Annotated in this window: 16 protein-coding genes; 10 read left to right on the top strand and 6 right to left on the bottom strand. The window is 72.0% G+C overall.

Annotated elements, in window-relative coordinates; translation table 11 throughout:
* Positions 1 to 65 precede the first annotated feature (65 nt).
* The 7 genes from ABD332_RS56710 (at position 66) to ABD332_RS56680 (ending at position 11,661) form a co-directional block, all read left to right on the top strand.
* A complete protein-coding gene (locus ABD332_RS56710) occupies positions 66 to 1,703 on the top strand; it encodes a TIGR02677 family protein (RefSeq protein ID WP_344514918.1) in 1,638 nt (545 codons plus the stop codon).
* Positions 1,696 to 2,922, top strand: coding sequence for a TIGR02678 family protein (locus ABD332_RS56705; protein WP_344514916.1), 1,227 nt, complete (start codon positions 1,696 to 1,698; stop codon positions 2,920 to 2,922). The genes ABD332_RS56710 and ABD332_RS56705 overlap by 8 nt, the downstream gene beginning before the upstream one ends.
* A complete protein-coding gene (locus tag ABD332_RS56700) occupies positions 2,919 to 7,361 on the top strand; it encodes a TIGR02680 family protein (protein ID WP_344514914.1) in 4,443 nt (1,480 codons plus the stop codon). Before ABD332_RS56705 ends, ABD332_RS56700 begins: the two co-directional genes overlap by 4 nt.
* The gene (locus ABD332_RS56695) at positions 7,358 to 8,602 is read left to right on the top strand and encodes a TIGR02679 family protein (RefSeq protein WP_344514912.1); all 1,245 of its coding nucleotides are present in this window, start codon (positions 7,358 to 7,360) and stop codon (positions 8,600 to 8,602) included. The genes ABD332_RS56700 and ABD332_RS56695 overlap by 4 nt, the downstream gene beginning before the upstream one ends.
* A 47-nt stretch (positions 8,603 to 8,649) precedes the next feature.
* Positions 8,650 to 9,123 carry a hypothetical protein gene (locus ABD332_RS56690; protein WP_344514910.1) on the top strand — a complete coding sequence of 158 codons (474 nt, stop codon included), beginning with the start codon at positions 8,650 to 8,652 and terminating at the stop codon, positions 9,121 to 9,123.
* A 76-nt stretch (positions 9,124 to 9,199) separates the two neighbouring features.
* The gene (locus ABD332_RS56685) at positions 9,200 to 9,952 is read left to right on the top strand and encodes an ABC transporter ATP-binding protein (protein WP_344514908.1); all 753 of its coding nucleotides are present in this window, start codon (positions 9,200 to 9,202) and stop codon (positions 9,950 to 9,952) included.
* Entirely contained in the window at positions 9,937 to 11,661 is a 1,725-nt protein-coding gene (locus ABD332_RS56680) for a hypothetical protein (RefSeq protein WP_344514906.1), read from the top strand. The genes ABD332_RS56685 and ABD332_RS56680 overlap by 16 nt, the downstream gene beginning before the upstream one ends.
* On the opposite strand, the gene ABD332_RS56675 is transcribed toward ABD332_RS56680, so the two are convergent.
* Entirely contained in the window at positions 11,642 to 12,511 is an 870-nt protein-coding gene (locus tag ABD332_RS56675) for an HNH endonuclease (RefSeq protein ID WP_344514904.1), read from the bottom strand. The genes ABD332_RS56680 and ABD332_RS56675 overlap by 20 nt on opposite strands.
* 16 nt (positions 12,512 to 12,527) lie before the next feature.
* On the bottom strand, positions 12,528 to 13,250 hold the full coding sequence (locus ABD332_RS56670) for a hypothetical protein (RefSeq protein WP_344514902.1): 723 nt from the start codon (positions 13,248 to 13,250) through the stop codon (positions 12,528 to 12,530).
* Between the two features lie 236 nt (positions 13,251 to 13,486).
* Here ABD332_RS56670 and ABD332_RS56665 point away from each other — a divergent pair, with 236 nt between their 5' ends.
* Positions 13,487 to 14,101 carry a hypothetical protein gene (locus ABD332_RS56665; protein ID WP_344514900.1) on the top strand — a complete coding sequence of 205 codons (615 nt, stop codon included), beginning with the start codon at positions 13,487 to 13,489 and terminating at the stop codon, positions 14,099 to 14,101.
* 54 nt (positions 14,102 to 14,155) lie between these two features.
* Here ABD332_RS56665 and ABD332_RS56660 read toward each other — a convergent pair whose 3' ends face one another.
* Positions 14,156 to 14,920: a hypothetical protein gene (locus ABD332_RS56660; RefSeq protein ID WP_344514898.1), complete on the bottom strand. Its 765-nt coding sequence runs from the start codon at positions 14,918 to 14,920 to the stop codon at positions 14,156 to 14,158.
* Positions 14,921 to 15,133: 213 nt separating this feature from the next.
* The gene (gene argG, locus ABD332_RS56655; protein WP_344514896.1) at positions 15,134 to 16,582 is read right to left on the bottom strand and encodes an argininosuccinate synthase; all 1,449 of its coding nucleotides are present in this window, start codon (positions 16,580 to 16,582) and stop codon (positions 15,134 to 15,136) included.
* 110 nt (positions 16,583 to 16,692) lie between these two features.
* Between argG and ABD332_RS56650 the strand changes: the two genes are divergently transcribed.
* The gene (locus ABD332_RS56650; protein WP_344514894.1) at positions 16,693 to 17,022 is read left to right on the top strand and encodes a DoxX family protein; all 330 of its coding nucleotides are present in this window, start codon (positions 16,693 to 16,695) and stop codon (positions 17,020 to 17,022) included.
* Positions 17,023 to 17,027: 5 nt separating this feature from the next.
* Positions 17,028 to 17,888: an RNA polymerase sigma-70 factor gene (locus tag ABD332_RS56645; RefSeq protein WP_344514892.1), complete on the top strand. Its 861-nt coding sequence runs from the start codon at positions 17,028 to 17,030 to the stop codon at positions 17,886 to 17,888.
* 42 nt (positions 17,889 to 17,930) lie between these two features.
* Here the strand turns inward: ABD332_RS56645 and ABD332_RS56640 are convergent, their stop codons facing one another.
* Entirely contained in the window at positions 17,931 to 19,220 is a 1,290-nt protein-coding gene (locus ABD332_RS56640) for a BAR domain-containing protein (protein WP_344514890.1), read from the bottom strand.
* Between the two features lie 131 nt (positions 19,221 to 19,351).
* Positions 19,352 to 20,974 carry a DUF885 domain-containing protein gene (locus tag ABD332_RS56635; protein ID WP_344514888.1) on the bottom strand — a complete coding sequence of 541 codons (1,623 nt, stop codon included), beginning with the start codon at positions 20,972 to 20,974 and terminating at the stop codon, positions 19,352 to 19,354.
* Positions 20,975 to 21,025 lie beyond the last annotated feature (51 nt).

Genomic DNA, 21,025 nt, shown 5'->3' with positions numbered 1-21,025 from the left:
TAGCGCGGGGTAGTCGATCGGCAACGGTCAGTTGGGTCGGGCTGTGCGGCGTCTATCCTGTGCTGGTGTCCGAGGATCTGGAGCGGCTTGAGGCGTACACGTACCTCACCGTGCCTGAGCGGGGCACATACCTGGCCGTGATGCGGCTGTTCAGCGCCTCGCTGATGACCGACCTGTCGGCGCAGCAGGTCGTCGAGGCGATCGAAGGGCTGCCGCTGGACACGGCGGTCAGCCGGCTCAACCAGCTGGTCGCGTGGGGCAACCTGCTGCCCAGCTCGCACTCGGTGCGGGTGAAGAGCATCGAGGAGTATCAGCGGACCCGGTCGCGGTATCAGCTGTCGCCGCTGGGGGAGCGGGTGCAGCGGCAGGTCGACGAGGTCCTCGCCGGCGCCGAGACGGCGCGGGAGATCAGTCGGGAGCTGCTCGGCCTGGTGGCGACCGGGCTCGCGGCGCTGAGCGAGCTGCTCGAGGACCCCGGCGGCGCCGACATGGTCCGGGCGCGGGACACGGTCGCAGCGGTGTTCGCGCAGTTCTGGCAGTTCCGCGACTCGGTCCGCGACTTCTACGCCTACCTGGGGCAGGTGCTCGCGCGGTACGACCTGGACGGCAGCGAATACAGCGGATTCAAGAACCTGCTGCTGGACTACGTCGAGTCGATCACCGAGGAGGTGGTGCTGCTGTCGCCCAGGATCCAGCATCACCTGCGGCGGATCTGGCCGCACCTGGACGGGCTGCTGGAGAGGCTCGACGAGGGCGGTCTGGCGGAGGCGGCCAAGGACCTCGGCGTCGTCGTGCAGCGCACGCGCGGGCACTCGCTGGACGACTGGCTGGCGCTGCGGGCCTGGTTCGAGGACACCGGCGGCCGGCGCAGCGAGGTCAACCAGCTGCGCGACGCGACCCTGCGGGCGCTGCAGTCGCTGCTCGCCAACGCCAAACGGATGATCCGCTCCTCGGGGCAGGCCACCTCGCGGCGCCGCGACCTGCTGCGGCTGGCGGCCTGGTTCGACGCGGCCGACGCGGGCACCGCCGCGGACCTGTTCACCGCGGCGTTCGGCCTGTACGGCAGCAGGCACCTCGGACTGGCCGCCGACGCGGAAGCGGTCGTGCCGGCCACCGACAGCTGGTGGTCGAGGCCAGCGGTCACGGTGCCCGTGGCGCTGCGCGAACGCGGCGAGCGGGCCGCGCGCGGCCGGCCCGGCGGGATCGTGGACCGCAGCGCGCAGCAGCGGCTGCTGGTCGAGCGGGCCGCCGCCGCGCAGGACGCACGGGTCCGGGCCGCGGCCGAGCTGCTGTCCGCGGCGGCGGACCTGTCCGCGGTGCGGCTCTCGGGGCCGGCGATGCAGCTGCTGCTGGAGCTCATGGCGCAGGCCCTCGGCGCCGGCGACCCCGCGGCGGGCACGGCGGTCACCGTGTCGATCGACCTGGGGCTGCGCTGCGAGCTCACCGCCAAGCCGGGCCACGCACTGACCCTGCGCTCCGCCGGCGGCGACTTCACCGCCGAGGACCTGGCCATCCTCATCGCCGGTCACGACACGGAGGTCGCCGGCCACGACACGGAGATCGCCGGTTACGGCGCCGAGATCGCCGCTCACGACACGGGAACCGTCGGCCAAGGCGCCGAGATCGCTGGTCGCGAGCCCGCGATCGTCGGCCGCGAGCCCGAGCAGACGGAGACCGAGCGGACCGGGAGCGGGCATGGCTGAGCAGCACGAGCACGACATCGCCCTTGCCGAGGAGCGGCGGCGCGCCGTCCGGGCGCTGCTCGGGCAGCCGCTGCTGCACCCCACGCACGACGAGTTCCCGCTGGTTCGGCGGCACGCGGACTGGCTCAAGAGCTGGTTCGGGCAGTTCCTCGGGTACCGGCTGGTCGTCGAGGCCGGCTTCGCCCGGCTGTTCAAGACGGGGCTGCCGGTTGGGCAGGGGCGGCCGCTGCTGCGGGCGACGGGGCCGTTCACCCAACGGTCCTACGCGTACCTGACGCTGACCGCGGCGGTCCTGCTCACCGGGCCGGAGCAGCTGCTGCTGTCGCAGCTCGTCGCCGACGTGCGCAGCGCCGCCGTCGAGGCCGGGATCGACCTCGGGGACGTGGACCGGCCGGTGGAGCGGCGGGCGCTGACGACGGCGCTGCGGCAGCTCGTGCGGTGGCGGGTGCTGGTGGAAGAGCAGGGGACCGTCGACGGTGACCAGGAGGAGGCGCTGCTCACCGTGGACCGCGACCTGGTGACGCACCTGCTCGCCGCGCCGATCGGCCGGGCCGGCAGCGCGGAGGAGTTCATCGCGACCGCCGCCGAGGCAGGGCCCGGGGGCACCCGGCACGCCGTGCGCAGGCGGCTCGTCGAGTGCCCGGTCGTGTACCTGGACGACCTCACCGCGAAGGAGCGGGCCTGGCTGCGCAAGGAGCAGCGCCGCGACGAGCGTGCGTTCGCCGACTACACGGGGCTGCACGCCGAGCTGCGGGCCGAAGGGGCCGCGCTCCTCGATCCCGACGATGAACTGTCCGATGTGGATTTCCCCGGCACGGGCACCGTCGCGCAGGCCGCGTTGCTGACCGTCGAGGCGCTGGTCCGCGAGCTCGCGCCGGCCGTGGTGCGGGGTGGACCCCCGACGGTCGGCGTCCCGGTGCCCGAGGGACTCGTCGAGCGGACATTGGAAGGGCTGATCCAGCGGCACTCGAGGCGGTGGGCAGGGTCGTACACCGGAAACCCCACCGCACTGAGCGACGCCGTCGTCGACCTGTTGACGCAGGTCGGGCTGCTGGGCCGCGCGGGAGCGACGGTCGCCGACTCGGAGGCCGACGAGGAGGTCGACGCCGAACGCGCGGTCGACGCCCGCAATGCCCGTGGCGACGCACCCGATGGGACATTGGTGTTGCTGGCGGCCGCCGCCCGGTATGCGGTGCTCGAGAGCGAGGGGCAGAGGTGACGCGGTTCCAGTTGCATCGGGCCGGCATCTGCAACGTCTGGCAGTACGGCGAGCAGATCTTCCAGTTCGAGGACGGACGGCTGCTGCTGCGCGGCAAGAACGGCGCGGGCAAGTCGAAGGCGCTGGAGATGCTGCTGCCGTTCCTGCTCGACGGGGACGTGAAACGGCTCGACGCGACCGGCGCCGGCAAGACCACGTTCCGGTGGCTGATGGGCGAGGGCGCCACCGGCGTCAACCGGCAGGGGTTCCTGTGGCTGGAGCTGCGGCGCCAGGCAGAAGACGGCAGCGAGCGGCACCTGACGCTCGGCGCGGTCGTGCGCTGGTCCTCCGCGACGGGCGAGGCGCGGCTGCAGTACTTCATCACGCCGCTGCGCGTCGGGGTCGACGTCGCGCTCGTCGTCGACGGGCAGCCGCTGCCGCTGGAGCGGTTGCGGGAGCGGCTCGGTGACGGCGCCGTCATCGCCGGCGCGCGCGACTACCGGGCCCGCGTCGGGCGGGAACTGTTCGGCGTCAACGACGCCGGCCGCTACCAGAATCTCGTGCACCTGCTGTACCGGCTGCGCAGGCCGACGATCGGAGACCGGATCGAGGCCGGCCAGCTCGCGACCGAGCTCGGCGAGGCGCTGCCGCCGCTGGACGACGACGTGCTCGACTCGGTCGCGCACAACCTCGACGACCTGGAGACCGTCCGCGAGGACCTCGGCCGGCTCGAACGCACCCACGGCGCGCTCGCCGACCTCATGACCGGCTACCGCGGCTACCTGCAGGGCGAGCTGCGCGCCCGCGTCGGCGCCGTCCAGCAGGCGCTGCAGGAGCTGCGCGACCGGCGGCGGCAGGCCGGCCAGCAGGAGCGGCAGGTGTCCGCCGCCGTCGACGAGGAGCGGGTCGCCGCCGCCGCGGCCGACGCGCTGGAGCTGGCCGGGCGGGAGGCGCGGGCGGAGCTCACCGCCGTGCGGGACAGCGCCGCGTACCGGGCGGTGCGCGACCTGGCCCAACGCCGCCAGGCGGTGCAGGCGCTGCAGTCCGCGGCCCGGGCCACCGCCAGTCAGGCGGCCGCCGAGGAGCGCAACCTCGGCAACCTCGTCGCCCGGTTCGACGACGAGTCCGACCGCATCGCGGCGGCGTCCACGCGGCTGCGGGAGGACCACGGCCGGCTCCGCGACGTCGCCGGCGAGGCCGGGCTGGACGTCGGTCACCTCGGTGTGGCACCGGCGCTGCGGCACACGGCCGTCGCCGGTCTCCAGGTCCGCGCCGTCGACGTGCGGGAGGCCTCGCGGGACCTCGGGGCGTACCGCGACCAGAGCAGGCAGGCCGAGGCGGCGGTGGCGGCCCGCCGGCGCGCGGTCGCCGACCTGCAGGACCTGATCCGCCGCGCGACCCGCGCCGCCGAGCAGGCCACTCGCGCCGCCGGCGACGCCGAACTGCTCGACGGCCAGCTCGGCACCGCCCGCGAGCGTCTGGACGAGCTCGCCGCCCTGCTGCAGGCGGCGGCCGACGCCTACTCGACCGCCGTGCAGCGCTGGACCGAGGACCCGCTCGTGGCCGCGGCCGGGATCGATGCGGCGCCGGTGCTCCTCGCTGAGTCTCCGGCGTCGGTACGGGAGGCGGCCGAAGCCTGCCTGGCCCCGGTCCGTGCCGCCCTGGAGCGTCGCCGCGACACCCTGCTGCACGAGCGCACCCGGGCGGCGGACCGGCTCGCGGCCGTCCGCGCCGAGCATCAGGAGTGGGCGGCGAAGACGGATCCGTCACCGCCCAGGTCCCGGTTCGCTCACGCTGCCGCCGACCGGCCGCTGTACCGGCTGGTCGACTTCGCCGAGGGGCTCGACGCCACGCGACGGGCCTCGATCGAGGCGGCGCTGGAGGCCAGCGGCCTGCTCGACGGGGAGGTCACCGCCGCCGGCACCCTCGTCGCGCCCGGCACCGGCGAGGTGCTGCTGCGCCCCGGCCCGCCCGTCCAGGACCCGCTGCTCGGCACGGCGCTCGTGCCGGTCCCCGGCGCCGACGAGGTGACCGCTCTCCTGGCCGCCATCGGCTTCCGCGCGTCCGCCGCGTCTATGGACGAGGCAGGCGCCGCCGTCGGCTTCCGCGCGTCCGCCGCGTCTATGGACGAGGCAGGCGCCGCCGTCGGCTTCCGCGCGTCCGCCGCGTCTATGGACGAGGCAGGCGCCGCCGTCGGTTTCCGTGCGGCTGCCGCGCCCGTGGAAGAGGCCGGCGCGTCCGCCGCGCCCGTGGACCAGGCCGGCGCCGGCGGCGCTAATCCCGGGGGCGGGGTGGACGGCGCTCCCGCGAATGGGGCAGGTGCCGGCGGTGTTGCTGTGGGCGCTGTCGCTGGGGCTGACAGCATTCCCGCTGATGGAGCGGGCGCTGCCACCGGCGTTCCCGCGGCCGCCGGCCTCGGGGCTGGAGCGGCCGGCACTTCCGCGGGCGTCGCCGTGGCCGGCACAGGCGCCCCGGCCACGACCGGCGCCGCCGATGACGCCGGCAGCTGGATCGGGGCGGATGGGAGCTGGCGGCTCGGGGTGGCGCACGGGGCGTGGCGGAAGCCGGCGGCCGAGTACGTCGGAGCGGCGAACCGGGCCGCCCTGCGCGCCCGGCGGCTCGCCGAGCTGCAGGCGCAGATCGACGAAGGTGTCGCCGCACTCGACGGGATCGACCGGGAGCTCGCCGAGGTCGCGACCCTGCGCCGCGAGCTCGACCGGCTCCTCGCCGCGCTTCCCGACGCGGAGCCGCTCCGCACCGCACAGGCCAGGCGTGACGAGGGACAGGCCGCCGTCACGGCGCTGACCGCGCAGGTCACCGACGCGCGGCGGCGGGCCCGCGACCTCGCCACCGAGGCGACCGCGCAGCGCCGGAAGGTCACCGCCGCCGCCGACGCGCACCTCCTGCCGGGCGACCCGGACGACCTGACCCGCGTCGACGGCCGGCTGCGGCGGCTCGCCGACGAGCTGCCCCGGCACCGCCGCGACACGGACGGCCTCCTGGAGCTGCTGCACCGCTCCACGGCGCACCTCGACGGCATCACCGCGGCACGGCAGCGGGTCGACGAGGCGGCCGAAGCGGCGACGGCCGCGGCCACCGAGCACGCCGAGGCGGCCGCCGAGCTGGCCGTGCTGCAGGAATCGCTGCACGCCGACGCGGCCGAGGTCATGGCCCGGGAGGCCGCCGCCGAGTCGAGGCTGCGCGACGCGGAGCAGCGCCTGCCGACGTTGCGGAGCCAGTACCAGAGCAGCCGCGACCGGCGGATCACCGCGGAGCACGCCCGTGACGAGGCGCGAGACCGGCTCGCCGACCAGGAGCGCGTCGCGCTGCAGGCCGGCACCGCACTGCCACGGATCATGACGCTGCCGGGCGTCGCCGCCGCGCTGGACCTCGGTGAGGACATCGCGGTGCCGCCGGACGTCGCCGAGACACCCCGCGAACGCATCGCCCGGCTCGACGGGCTCGCCGCGAAGCTCGCCGACGCGCTCGGCCCGCGGCGGACCGACGTCGGCGAGAACGCGCTGCACCTCAAGTACATCGACGTGCGCGGTCGGCTCGCCGGCGGGTACGACCTGATCTGGGAGAACCGCGACGGCGTCAAGGTCGTCGAGATCGCCGACGACATCGGCCAGCACCCGGTCGCGCACGCCACCGCCCGCCTCGGCGCCGAGCTCGAACAGAAGCGGACGGCGGTCGCGGACCGGGAGCGGCAGGCGTTCGAGCGGTTCCTGCTCGGCGAGCTCGGCGACGCGCTCACCCGGCAGATCCTCGCCGCCGAGACGCTCGTCAACGGCATGAACGCCACCCTCGCCCAGGTCCGCACCTCGCACGGCCTCGGCGCCCGGCTCGTGTGGTCGCTGCGCGCCGACGCGGACGCCGACACCCGCGCGGCCGTCGGGCTGCTCAGGACGCCGCTCGCGCTGCGGACCCGGGAGCAGAACGACCGGCTCCGCGAGGTCCTCGCCCGCCGGGTCGACGACGCCCGCCGCGGCGACCCGTCCGCGGGTTACGCCGTGCACCTGCGGGCCGCGCTGGACTACCGGCAGTGGTTCACGTTCACCGTCAAGGTCACCGACCAGGCGAACCCGGACCGGGAGCGGACCCTGTCGGCGCGCACCGCCATGTCGCAGGGCGAGCAGCGGGTCGTGTCCTACCTGGTGCTGTTCGCCGCCGCCGCGGCCCACTTCTCCTCCGTCGGCGACGCCCACCCGCCGGCGCCGCGGCTCATCCTGCTCGACGACGCGTTCGCCAAGGTCGACGAGCCCACGCACGGCCGCCTGCTGGGCCTGCTCGTCGCCCTCGACCTCGACGCCGTCCTCACCAGCGAACGGCTGTGGGGCTGCTTCCCGGAGGTGCCGTCACTCGGCATCTACGAGTGCCTCCGCGACCCCGCTCAGCCCGGCGTCGCCACCCTGCACTTCCGCTGGGACGGCAGCCGCCGCACGGTCCTGCCCGCATGATCCCGCCGACCACGCTGCAGTGGCTGCGCTCGCCGTCGCTGGCTCCACTGTGGACTTCGCTGCGCGGGCGGCTGCAGCGCAACGGCCGCCGGGCCGAGGGGCGGCTGACCGTCCACTGTGGCTCCCCGCAGGACCGCGACGCCATAGGGCAGCTGCTGGGCCGGGCCGTCGGCGCCTCGGTCACCGTCGACCTCGCCGCCCTCGACCGCCTGCTGCGCTCCAGCGCCGCCGGCACGGGTCTCGTCGAGGTCGTCGAGGCGGTGACCGGCCCGATCCCCGACCGCCGCGCCGACGCGGCCGCCGAACGGGACCGGCGAGCCTCGTTACGTGGACAGGTCCTCGCCACCGCGTCCGAGGCCGGCCTCGACGGCCAGGAGTGGGTGACCGACTGGCTCGACGGCGTTTGGCGCAGCGGCATCATCGGCCGCCTGCCGTCACCCGCGGCGCTGACCCAGGCCGTGACGGTGCTGGGCCTGGTCCTCGGGGACACGTCGCGGCTGTGGTCCCGGGGTGAGCTCGCCGAGCAGGTCACCGGCACCGCCCACGGCCTCGACGACGACACGCTGCTCAACCGCCTCGTGCTCCGGGGGATCACCCTGGCGACCGCCTCCGCGCCGCCCTCCTCCGCAGTCGAGCGCCGGTCGCTGTGGGAGTTCGTCGGCGTGGCCGGCGACACCGTGGCGACCACCGTCCTCACGTACGGACTGCGCCCGCTCGGCGACGGCTTCCCGGCCGGCCACCTGCGCGACCGGGCCTCCCATCACGCCGAAGCGCACCTCACCCTGCGCGACCTGCGCCGGCTGCTGCCACTGGCCCTGGAACCGCAGACCGTGTACGTGTGCGAGAACCCGCGCATCCTGGAAGCCGCCGCACAACTCGCACTGCCCGCCGCGATGGTCTGCACCCTCGGCAACCCGACCGTGGTCACCCTCGCGCTCCTCGACGCCCTCGCCGCGCTCGACGGCGTCCAGCTGCGGTACCGCGGCGACTTCGACTGGCCGGGCGTCGCCATCGCAGGCCGCGTCATGCGCCGCACCGGCGCGTTCCCGTGGCGCTTCGGCGCCGCCGACTACCAGGCCGCGGTGCTTGCCACCCGCGACCCGCAGACCCCGCCCCACCGCCTGACCGGCACGCCCGCCGCCACTTGGTGGGACCCGGACCTCGCGACAGCCATGCACCGGGAAGACGCCGCCGTCCACGAGGAACGCCTCACCGACACCCTGCTCGCGGATCTCGGGTAAACCGGCACGCGCCCATGGGCGTCTTTGTTCCCGTGAAGAACCGAGTGATGGCTCTCGTCCTGATCGCGCTCCTGCTCGCCGGCTGCAGCGACGCGATCGAGCAACCCGGCGCGACCCCCTGGACCCCGCCCGCGACCCAGACGCCCGGCGCGCCGTGGCCGGACCGGGTCACCGCCGACGCGGGAGGTGTACTGGCAGCACCGGGCTTCAACGCCCACATCGACGCCACCGCACCGGCCTGGGCGGAGGCGGCGGACAGCACCGTGGCGGAACTGCTCAACCTGAACCGCGGCTTCGACGGCCCGGTCGCCATCTACCTGCACCGCGACAAGACCGACGACGACCCGGTCCTGACCGTCACCCTCACCAAACTCGGCGACGATTCCATCCAGGCGATGCGTTACCGCGTCGTCCTGCACCGCGAGACCGACGGCCGCTTCCGCTTCGTCTCGGGCGAACGCACCCAACGCTGCCAGTCAGGCCGCGGCCACCAGACCTTCGAGGCCGCCCGCTGCTCGTAGGGGTGTAGTTATCCCCACCCCCGTCAGGTAGTCAGGGGCAATCCGCTGGGGTCGATCCGTCCGTACCGTCGACGGCATGGAAACGGCGTTGGATATTCGGGGGCTGGTCAAGCGGTTCGGGGACAAGGTCGCCGTGGCTGGGGTTGACCTGGCGGTGCCGCGGGGGTCGTTCTACGGGCTGGTGGGGCAGAACGGGGCCGGGAAGACCACGACCCTGTCGATGGCGGTCGGGTTGCTGCGGCCGGACGGTGGCACTGCCAGCATCTTCGGGGCGGACGTCTGGTCGGCGCCGGCGCAGGCGAAGGCGCTGGTCGGCGTCCTTCCCGACGGGCTCGCCATGCCGGAGCGGCTGACGGGGCGGGAGGTGCTCACGTACATCGGGCTCCTGCGCGGCATGCCTCGGGCGACCGTCGCCGAGCGGGCCGATGAGCTCCTTGCCGTGCTTGAGCTTGACGCCGCCGAGAAGGCGCTGGTCATCGAGTACTCGACGGGCATGCGGAAGAAGATCGGGCTGGCCACGGCGCTGCTGCACGCGCCGCGGTTGCTGGTGCTGGACGAGCCGTTCGAGGCGGTCGATCCCGTGTCGGCGGCGACCATCAAATCCATCCTGCGTGGGTTTGTGGCGGGCGGCGGGTCGATCGTGCTGTCGAGTCACGTGATGGCGCTGGTCGAGCAGCTCTGCGATCACGTGGCCGTCGTCGATGCGGGCCGCGTCGTCGCCGCCGGGCCGTTGGACGAGGTGCGGGGTGGGCGGTCGCTGGAGGACACGTTCGTCGGGCTGGTGGGCACCGAGCAGACCAAGAAGGAGCTGTCGTGGCTGTCGAAGTGACCATGGCGCAGATGAAGTTCGCCATCCTGCGGCACGCCTTCCGAGGGCCGCGCGCGCAGACGGCCGGCACGGGTGCGCTGCTCGGGGCGGTGCTGGCGGCCGGGACGATCTACCTGGCCTTCGTCGACGCTGACCTCCTCGCCGCCGGGTACGCGGTCTGGATGCTCGGCTGGATGCTCGGCCCAGTCGTCATGGGCGGCGGCGACGAGACGGTCCGGCCGGAGTACTTCGCGCTGCTTGGGCTGCCCCGGCGGCGCCTGGCGATGGGCCTGCTGACGGCGGCGTTCGTCGGCGTCGCGCCGCTCGTGTCGTTCACCGCGCTGCTCGGTCTGCTCGTTGTCGGAATCCGCTCCGGTTCGGTGTTGCTGGCAGTACCGGCGATGCTGCTGCAACTCGCGGTCTTCGTGCTGCTGTCGAAGGTGTGCGTGGCGGTCGTCGGCCTGGCGCTGCGGTCGCGGGTCGGGGCGGTCGGCTCCGGCCTCGTCAACGGGGCGATCCTGGCGGCGCTCGGGCAGGTCTGGGTGTTCTTCGCCGCGTTCGGCGAGACCGGAATTCCATCGTTCGTTGGATATCTCCCGTCGTCGTGGGGTGTGCAGGCCGCTCGCGGGCACTGGTGGGCTCTGGCAGCGTTGGCGGCGTCGGTACTGGTGCTGCTCGCGCTCTGGGCGGCGCTGCTCGGCCGGCGTTCCCGCCCTTCGTCGGGCCGCGGCGCGTGGTCTGTGCGGCCCACGTCCCCCACGGGTGCCGTGGTGGCGAAGGAGCTGCTCACCTGGTCGCGTGACCTGGTCCGCAACCACCAGCTGGCGTTCGCCCTCTCCTACGGCGTCTGCTTCGCCGCCAGCCCGCTGCTCATCGGCTGGAACGGCATGCTCCCCTACGCCGGCCCCATCTTCGTCGTCATGGCCGCCGCGATGTCCTCCAACCTGTACGGCACCGACGGCACCGCCCTCTGGCTCACCCTGCTCGCCAACGCCTCCGACGTCCGCGGCCGCCAGCTCGCGTTCCTCTCCGTCCAGGCCCCGCTGGCAATCCTCGTCACGTTGGTTTTCACCGCGGTCTCGGGTGGCCCGTGGCCGCTGGTCCTCGCCCTGCTGCCCGCCCTGCTGGGCGGCGCCGCCGGCCTGATCCCGCTCGTCTCGGTGTACGCCCTGATCCCCGGCACCGACCCGCACCGCCGCGCCGGCAACCCCCTGCGCACCAGCGAGAACGACGGCGGCCTGACGGGCCTGGCGTACCTGATGATCGCCCTCGTCCTACTGGCGGCCGCGCCGGCTCTTCTCACCGCGATCTGGTTCGGCTGGCCGGGCGTGGCGGTCGGCCTCCTGACCGGCGCGGCCTGCTTCTGGTTCCTCGGTTCGCTGGCCGAGCGCCGCCTCGCGTCCCACGGCCCCGAACTGCTGGACACGATGCGCACCGGCCGCAAGCCGGTCACGCAGAAGACCCTGCGCTTCGACCACCTGAGCAACACCCAGAAGGCGGTGGCCGGCTGGTGCTTCGGCCTCGGCGCCCTCCCCCTGTTCCCGCAGGGCATCGTCGCCGCGATCTTCGTCGCCAACGACAAGCTCCACCACAGCTGGTTCCTGGCGACGTATATGCCGGCCGGCTTCCAGTACGCGGTGGCGGGCACGTTCATCGCCCTCGGCCTGACCATGTACGGCACGGGCCTCTGGCTCGCCCGTACGAACCCCGCTACTTCTGAAGCCGGCTGAGATGGGCGGCAAGGCTCTGCTTCGCCGGACCGCACTTCTTCGGATTCGGCGTGCGCAGCACCGTCCCGTGCAGCGCGCTGTACGGCGTCCCGTCGAGCCGGCTGGAGACAACGAGCCGGTTGGCCGAATCGACGCCGATGAGATGCAGATCGAAGAGGGTGTGCAGGTCGGTCCGGAGCAGCAAGCCGTTGCGCACGTCGTTGCTGTGGACCCCGAGGTACGGCTCGATGTGCGCGGCATCGAGGACCTCGCGAGGATTCGGACCCGTGACGACGCAATGGTCGCCGTAGATTTTCAGCAACCGGCCCCTGAAGGTGTGCTGTCCCTGCCGTCGCACGACGTTCGTCAGCACCCGGAGCCTGGCGTCGAGGGTGGAGAGCGCCAAGTTCTCGTCGGGGTGACGGAGGTCGCGGCCGTGTTGGCGAAGCCATCGAGCGAAGACGGCCTGGGCATGGTCGTCAGCGCGGATCGCGGCGCGCTGTGGGAACTGCAGGAACTCGTCACGCCGGAGCGGATGTGGACCCATCAGCGCGCGGGTCGTGTCGGCGTCCCACATGAGATCCACCCGCCAACCGTCGTCAGGGTCCTCGTAGATGTCGATGGCCCGGCCCAGCGCGCAGATCATCTGCCGACCCGCGCCCGCTGCGTACACCCAGATCGCGTCTCCCGGTCGCATGGTTCGGTATCCGGTGCTCAGCATGAAGGAGTCCACCACGTCAGGGCGTTGTTCGATGGATTGCAGCAGGTTCTCGGGAGTGGTCGGGGATTCCTCGCCGGTTCCTGGCTCGATGAACACGTAGCCGCTGTCAGGGTTGATGGGGTAGAGCCAGCTCGTCACGTCGAGCGTCATGCGACCTCCAGAGCAGTCAGGGGGCCCAGCGTTCGCTGGTGAAGGTGCCGTTCGGGTCGAGCAGGACGACGTGGAGGTTCGCGGCGTGGCGGCCGGAGCGGGTTCGGGTGGTGAGGTCGCGGTAGCGCGGGAAGTCCGGCAGGACCATCAGCGACTCGTGGCCCGGGTGGCTGTCCAGCAGCATGGTGGCCTTGAGTAGAGCCTGGCTGAACCAGTGCCCTGCCTGCGTGCTGGGCTGGGTCGGTTTCACCTCGCCGGCACGGCGTGGATCGGCATAGCCGGCCGAGGGCCAGCCCTTCACCTCCGCGCCCAGGCGGCGGGAGTCCTTGTAGGCGACCACGTCGACACCAGGGGCTTTCGTCGCCGTGTCGGCCATCGAGGCGATCGACCAGCCGTGGCGGAAGAGCAGTGCGGCGAAGGCCGACTGCACCGCACCCTCCCACGGCCAGCTGCGGTAGGGCGGTGACGTCGTGACGGCCGGCTGCCGCGGGGTGGGGACGTCCACCGTGTGACCGACGATCTCCAGGCCGAGGCTCCGCAGGTGCCTGAGGGCGGTGTGGCTGGTGAACTCGGTGCGTGGCACGCCGGCGGCAAGCTCGAAGGCCTGCTTGACGGGGTACACGACGCCACCGATGCGGACGCCGTGCTGGCGGACCGGCTCTGGATGGACGCCGCGCAGTCGGCTGGTCACCTTGGCCGCGTCGAGGTGCATGGCTGAGCCGTTGAGCACGAACCGCATGGTCGTCGGATCCTTGCTGCGTCGGAAGGGCGGCGAAAGATCACCGTAGGACTCCCCGGCGATGACGCGGTACAACCGAGTGTCCACAACCCCGCTGGCTGAGTGACGGCCGGTTCAAGTGGTTCGTTGTCGAGGTCGCGACATCGGGGCTGGTGAACGGGGGCGGCGCGCTGGCCGTGCTCTGGGGTACCGACGGCGAATCCGCCGCTGTGTAGCCCGAGTGGGAGGTCGGAGTCATGGGAGTGGTCAAGGGTCTTGCGTTGCTGACGGTCGGGGCGGTCGCGGGGGCGGCGGCGTTCGTCGGCTATGGGGCGATGTACGGGGACGTCGAGTTGGACAAGGTCGGGAACTACACGTCGACCGGCGGGAAGAAGGCTGAGGTCGTCAAGTTCAAGCTGGCGCCGAGTTCGGAGCAGCTGGCGAAGTGCATGCCGAAGGTCAAGGTCGACGTGAGCGTCGCGCTGGAGACCGATGTGAAGGGGTTCGACGTCTTCGACGTCAGGGTCAGCGGTGGGCCGGCGAACACGGCGTTCACGGTGTTCCTGCTCGAAGTGCCGGCGGCGCCGTTCGGGGCGGCCGAGTACGTGGGGGACGTGTTCACCGACAAGTACGGCAAGGGGCGGACCGAGCTGCGGATGATCGCGGAGGAGGCGTTCTCCTCGACGCTGGTCGGCAAGGAGCGGGTGCGCAAGGAGCTGGGGCACGTGGGCATGTGGTTCGCGGACCCGGCCGGGGACGACTTCTGCCTCGGGGCGGGGCAGGGGCCGGTGACGCCGTTCGACGGGGACAACGAGGCCGGGGTGCAGGTGTTCAACTCCGCGCCGTCCCTGCCGAAGGCACCCCTCCCGTAAACAGCAGCGGGGCGGCACCCGGATGGCCGGGTGCCGCCGTTGCTGTGCCGGAGGTTACTCAGTGGTGCGGACGTTGCCGGTAGCGGCCCGCGAGCGGATGCCGCCGTCCTGGACCGCGTAGACGCTGGCCAGGTAGTACGTGTTCTCGGGGAACCCTTCGACGAAGTGCGACATCGGCCCGGTGCCGGGGTTGGCCGGCAGGAACCAGGTGTTGCTCCTCTGCACCCGGCTCGGCTGGCCCTTGTCGTTCCAGACGGTCTGGTCCCAGCTGATCGACAGGTAGAAGCCGGTCTCCGTGGTCGCGTTGTCGGTCCAGTTGAACCAGAGCGAGTGGACGCCGGCCGACAGCTGCAGGTCGGTCGGCCCCGGCAGCGCCACGTTCACGTCGGTGAAGCCCAGGACGCGGTTCAACGCGACCGGTGTGGTCCCGTCCGGCCAGTTGGCCACCGACACCACGACGTGGTGGCCGCCCGGCATCGTGGGCAGGGCGACGGTGACGTCGTACCCGTTGTTCTTGGTGCCGTTGGGCAGGTTGGCCGTGGTGCCGCCGACGATCGTGCCGTCGATGGCCACCCGCACCTGCAGCGGCCCGCCGTCGGGGTCGAGCGCCCAGCCGGTGGCCCGCACCGCGGTGCCCAGGTTGGTGAACGTCACCGTGCCGACGGGGGAGTCGTCGGTGCTCTCCGGCGGCTCGCCGACGCACGACGGCGGCGGGACCGGGTCGTTGCAGCGGCTGGCCGCGTGGGCTGCCGACGCCGGCACGAGCGCGGCGGCGCTCAGCACGGCGGTCGCCAGCACTGCCTGTATCTGTCTGCGCATCACATCACGTCCTCAATCAATTCGGACACCGGGGGCAGGAACCCCCCGCATGCGGTCGCACGTTAGCCAGCCCACGCAAGCGGTCGGATTTTGTACTCCGGCCGCCTGACCTGCGCAGACGTCAAGCAGCGACAACCGTGATGTGTCGGAACGCCGACTGTGAACAGCAAAGCGGGGACCCACGAAGGGCCCCCGCCGGGCAGTGCGGACGGATCAGTCGGTGCCGGCCTCCATGGCCGCGGCGTCGAGGAACTCGTCGCCGGTGGCGGCCTTGCCGCGGGAGGCGATCTCCTCCGCGCCGCCCTCGGGCATGGTGCCGATCAGGCGGGTCGACTGCTCGGCCGCGGAGACGAGCTGGCGGTGCTGGCCGCTGCCGACGATGCCGATGCGGGCGTACTGCTCGAGCTTGGCGCGGGAGTCGGCGATGTCGAGGTTGCGCATGGTGAGCTGGCCGATGCGGTCCAGCGGGCCGAAGGCGGAGTCCTCGGTGCGCTCCATGGACAGCTTGTCGGGGTGGTAGCTCAGCGCGGGCCCCGTGGTGTTGAGGACCGAGTAGTCCTCACCGCGGCGCAGGCGGATGGTGACCTCGCCGGTGATGGCGGAGCCAACCCAACGCTGGAGGGATTCGCGGAGCATGAGGGCCTGCGGGTCCAGCCAGCGGCCCTCGTACAGCAGGCGACCCAGCCGGCGGCCCTCGTTGTGGTACGCGGCGACGGTGTCCTCGTTGTGGATCGCGTTGACCAGGCGCTCGTAGGCGGTGTAGAGCAGGGCCATGCCCGGGGCCTCGTAGATGCCGCGGCTCTTCGCCTCGATGATGCGGTTCTCGATCTGGTCGGACATGCCCAGGCCGTGGCGGCCGCCGATGGCGTTGGCCTCCAGGACGAGGTCGACGGCGGAGCCGAACTCCTTGCCGTTGATCGTGACGGGGCGGCCCTGCTCGAAGCCGATCGTGACGTCCTCGGGGGCGATCTCGACCGCGGGGTCCCAGAAACGCACGCCCATGATGGGTTCCACGATCTCGATGCCCGTGTCGAGGCGTTCGAGGGTCTTCGCCTCGTGGGTGGCGCCCCAGATGTTGGCGTCGGTGGAATACGCCTTCTCGGTGCTGTCCCGGTAGGGCAGGCCGTGCGCGAGCAGCCACTCGGACATCTCCTTGCGGCCACCGAGCTCGGTGACGAAGGCGGCGTCCAGCCACGGCTTGTAGATGCGCAGCGCGGGGTTGGCCAGCAGCCCGTACCGGTAGAAGCGCTCGATGTCGTTGCCCTTGAACGTGGAGCCGTCGCCCCACACCTGGACGCCGTCCTCGAGCATCGCGTTGACCAGCAGGGTGCCGGTGACGGCGCGGCCCAGCGGGGTGGTGTTGAAGTAGGTGCGGCCGCCGGAGCGGATGTGGAACGCGCCGCAGGCGAGCGCGGCCAGGCCCTCCTCGACCAGGGCGGCGCGGCAGTCGACCAGGCGGGCGATCTCGGCGCCATACGCGCCGGCGCGGCCGGGGACCGAGGCGATGTCGGGCTCGTCGTACTGCCCGATGTCCGCGGTGTAGGTGCAGGGCACCGCGCCCTTCTCGCGCATCCACGCGACAGCTACGGACGTGTCCAGGCCGCCGGAGAAGGCGATTCCGACACGTTCACCGACGGGCAGGGAGGTGAGCACCTTGGACATGCCGTAAGTATATGCATCACACTGCATGGTGATGCAACTTGTTCTGCAGAGTGATGTGACGGATGACACGCGCATGTCACGTTCGGCGCCGCGGCATCCGTCCCGCGGTCATGACTACGTCAATCACCATCGCCGCAGCACTCTGGGTCGGGTTCTCCGCCGTGTCGGTCTTCATGCGCGCCAAGTGGGTCGTCGAGCCGCTCGCGGCCTACGGCGTCCCGGCCACGTGGTGGCCATGGCTCGGCGTCGCGAAGGCGGCGGGTGTACTGGGGCTGCTGGCCGGACTGTTCGTCCCGGCCGTCGGCGTGGCGGCCGGCATCGGCCTCGTCCTGTACTTCACCGGGGCGGTCATCACCGTCCTGCGGGCGAGGTCCTACTCACACGTGATGTTTCCGCTGATGTACATGGCTCCGGTCGTCGGCGTCCTGGTGCTGTACTGATCGTGATGACCGACGAGTTCGAAATCCATCGCCGACTGCTTTTCTCCGTGGCGTACCGCATCCTCGGCAGCGCGTCCGACGCCGAGGACGCGGTCCAGGACGCGTGGCTCAAGTGGTCCTCCGTGGACCGGGCGCAGGTGGGCGAGGCCAAGCCGTACATGGTCCGCATCGTCACGAACGTGGCCATGGACCGGCTCCGGTCGGCGCGGTCCCGGCGGGAGGTCTACGTCGGGCCGTGGCTGCCGGAGCCGATCCCGACCGGCGGCTTGGATGGTGGCGCCGACGGTGGCGATTCGCTGTCGATGGCGCTGCTCGTGGTGCTGGAGACGCTGAGCCCGCTGGAGCGCGCTGTGTTCGTGCTCAAGGAGGCGTTCGGGTTCACGTACGCGGAGATCGCCGCCGCCGTCGAGCGCTCCGAGGACGCCGTCCGGCAGGTCGGGCACCGCGCCCGCGAGCACGTGCACGCGCGACGCCCCCGGTTCCACGCCGGGCAGGCCACCCAGCGGCGGGTCACCGAGCGGTTCTTCGCCGCGGCGACCGGCGGCGACATCAACACGCTCATGCAGCTGCTCGCCCCGGACGTCACCCTGTGGACCGACGGCGGCGGCAAGGTGCGCCAGGCGACCCGCCCGGTCACCGGCGCCGAGCGGGTCGCGGCGTGGTTCGCGACGCTCGGTCAGCAGCCGTACCAGGGGGTGCAGCTCGCCGACATGCGCGTCGACCTCGTGGAATTCAACGGTGGACCGGGCATCGTGTTCCGCGGCGCCGGCCGGGTCATCGGCACCATGACGCTCGACCTCGACGACCAGGGCCGCATCGCCGGCATCTACAACGTCGCCAACCCCGACAAGCTGCAGGCGCTATGACGCGGGTGCCGCGAAGGCACGGCACCCGCGTCAGCTGGGTGATCAATACCCGTAACGGCTCTTCAGATGGCGCCACCAGTCGCGCAGCATCCAGGCGTCGAACTCGGTGATCGACGAGGCCGAGCCGGCCTTCATGAGGAAGCCGCCGACGCCGGTGGGCGTCCAGTCGTAGAAGTCGTCGAGGCCGAAGCTATGGCCTATCTCGTGCAGCAGGATGTGGATGTTGTCGTTGTTGAGGGCGCCGACGAAGTACTCGCTGCCGACGCGCTGGCCCCAGTCGCCGCCGGCGCCGCCGTTCATGCCGGCCGTCAGCCACAGCGACATGTCGTAGTGGTGCGAGGCGCCGCCCGGGCAGTTCGGGTAGTTGCCGCTCTGGTTGAAGAACCGGCCGCACGGCTCCGAGCACTGCGGCGCGTTCTCCCGGATGTTGTTGACGTAGACGTCGACCGAGTTGTCGGACCACTGCAGCGTGGCCCGGTCGCGGACCGCCCAGCCGACGACCTTCAGCGGCACGTTCTGGTACGGCCAGCCGTTGTGCCCGGCCATCACGTCCATCCACTTCTTGAACTGCCGCGCCAGCGACGCGTGGATCTGGTCGCGCAGTGCGGCACTCACCGGGGCGCTGGAATCCCAACGGACGCAGTAATTGATGCTGCCCCGGTTCGCGAACACCTGGTCCCAGCCGTAGTTGCGGAACCCGTACGGGTTCGAATACGTCGACTCGACGTGCTGCCAGACCTGGTTGAGCGGGGTGACGAGGTTCGCCGGCGGGTTCCAGCCGCTGGTCGGCGGCGGCGTGGTGCCGATCGCGGTGCTGTACGCCCGGAACTCCAGCACGCCGACCGACGCGGCGCCGCTCTGCAGGACGAGGCGCAGGCGGCTGGTGCTGACCGGGGTGAAGTTCACGGCGTTGTACTGGTTCACGGCCGTGGGATAGCCCGACGCGCCGGCCACGTCCACATAGGACGAACCGTTCCACGACTGCAGGCGCCAGCTGCCGGGCGTACGGACGCCGCCACCGTCGTCGAAGAAGTAGATGTCCGATGAGCGGATGGATTGCGTCGACGCCCACGTGAGCAGGACCCACTGTTCGCCGGTGTTCGGCCACGTGCCCCAGCGCCGGTTGACGGTGTCGTTGGAATTCGCGGGGTCGATGCCGTCGTTGACCGCGGCGATGCTCTCCCACGGCGAGGTGTACGAGGCGCTGGCGGTGGCCGATCGGGCCAGGTTGTCACTCTGTCCGGGGGCGGCCTGCGCGGCGGTCTCCGCCACCGTGAGGCCGCCGGCGAGTATCGCGAGGGTGGCGAGGGGCAGGACGAGTCTTCGCAGCATGAGCGCTGTTCCTTCCGTTGCCGGTTGCCGAAATCCTTTTCGGAACCGTGCCAACGTTGCTCATGCGTGTCAATGCGTTGTGTGGGCTACCCGTGCCCGAAACGCTTGCCGAAACCGTTTCGGCGTGAAAGTTACCAGCGGGACGTGATCAGGTCCTCGAGGGTGTCCAGCGGCAGCGGCCCGTGCGCGAGGACCTCGTGGTGGAACGCGCGGATGTCGAACGCCGGCCCGAGCGCCGCCCGCTCCCGCTCCCTCAGCTGTTGGATTCGCAGCCGGCCCAGCATGTACGCGAGGGCCTGCCCCGGCATCGCGATGTACCGGTCGACCTCGTTGGCGATGTTGGTCTCCGACAGGGCGGTGTTGTCGCGCATGTACGCGATCGCCCGATCCCGCGACCAGCCGAGATGGTGCATGCCGGTGTCCACGACGAGCCGGCAGGCCCGCCACGCGTCGAACGACACCATGCCGAGCCGGTTCAGCTCCGACGTGTACAGGCCCATCTCGTCGGTGAGGCGCTCCGTGTACAGGCCCCAGCCCTCGCCGTGCGCGTCGAAGTAGGTGAACCGCCGGAACCGCGGCAGGTCCGCCCGCGACTGCGCGACCGCGATCTGCAGGTGGTGCCCCGGCACGCTCTCGTGGAACGCGAGCACCTCGTACTCGAACCGGGCCCTCGACTCCGGCCGGTACGTGTTGACGACGTGCGCCCCGGGCCGCGAACCGTCCGCGGCGGGCGCGACGTAGTAGCCGAGCACCGAGTTCTCCGCCTCGGCCGCGTCCATCTCCCGAACCGCGCACGGCGCCGTGTCGTACTTCCTGAACCAGTCCGGCACCGCCTCCTCGGCGTTGCGCAGCGCGGTCGTGACGGCGTCGACGATCTGCCCGGCGTTGTCGAACCGCAGCTCCCGGTCGTCCCTGAGCCGTGTGATGACGTCGTCCGTGCTTCTCGCGTTCAGCGCCCGCCCACCCCGGTCGGCGAACTCCTCCCGCAGCCCCGCCACCAGGTCGAGGCCGATCTGGTGGATCTCCTCCGGCCCGAGCTCGGTCGTGGTGTACGCCGCGATCAGGGTGCGATACCCGTCGGCGCCGCCGGGCACGTGACACAACCCGACCTGGTCCCCTGAGCGGGCCACCGGCAGCAGCTGCTCGTCCAGTACGGTCCGGAACCGCCGCAACGCCGGCCGCACGTGCTCTGTGACCAGGTCGGCGGCTTGCTTCGTCTGCGCGACGTCGCGCTGCAGCAACGGGTCCCGCTCCAGCGGCGTGCTCAGGTACGCGTCGACCTGCGCGATCGCCTGCCGCACGCCCAGCGCCGTGGGGAACCGCCCGTCCTGCGCGGCCTGCTGGTACCGCGCGACGTAACCGTCGAAGAAGCCGCCGAGCTTCGCGAGCCGGGTCAGGTACGCCGCGTCGCCCGTCGTCGGCATCGTCGAAACGACCTGCGCGACCGGCCCGGCGATGCTGGCCGTCACCGCCACCTCGCTGACGCCGTCCTTGGAGATCCGCTGCTCGTCCCGCAGCAGCCTGCCCAGGATCGTGTGGCTGATCTTCTCCTGCGTGCTGAGCCCCGCCGTCTCGACCGTCTTGAGCTCCGCTTCAACCTGCTGGAGCGCGGCCCGGTGCCGGCCGGCCGCGTCCCTGCCTGGATCGGGGACGTCGGCGTCGTGCCCGTCCACGCCGAACACGGTGGCCGCGAACGGCTCAGCCGCGAAGTGCAGCCGGAAGTACTCATCACCCAACCGCGCCAGCGTGTCCATCGCTCCACCGTATCCGGTCACCAGCCCCCGGCCTGCTCGACGCTTGCCCTG

Origin of the sequence: Dactylosporangium maewongense (genome assembly GCF_039531485.1) — a bacterium.
Taxonomy (GTDB): domain Bacteria; phylum Actinomycetota; class Actinomycetes; order Mycobacteriales; family Micromonosporaceae; genus Dactylosporangium; species Dactylosporangium maewongense.
The sequence above is the reverse complement of the archived record's forward strand: the minus strand, read 5'-3'. Positions and strand labels throughout refer to the sequence as shown.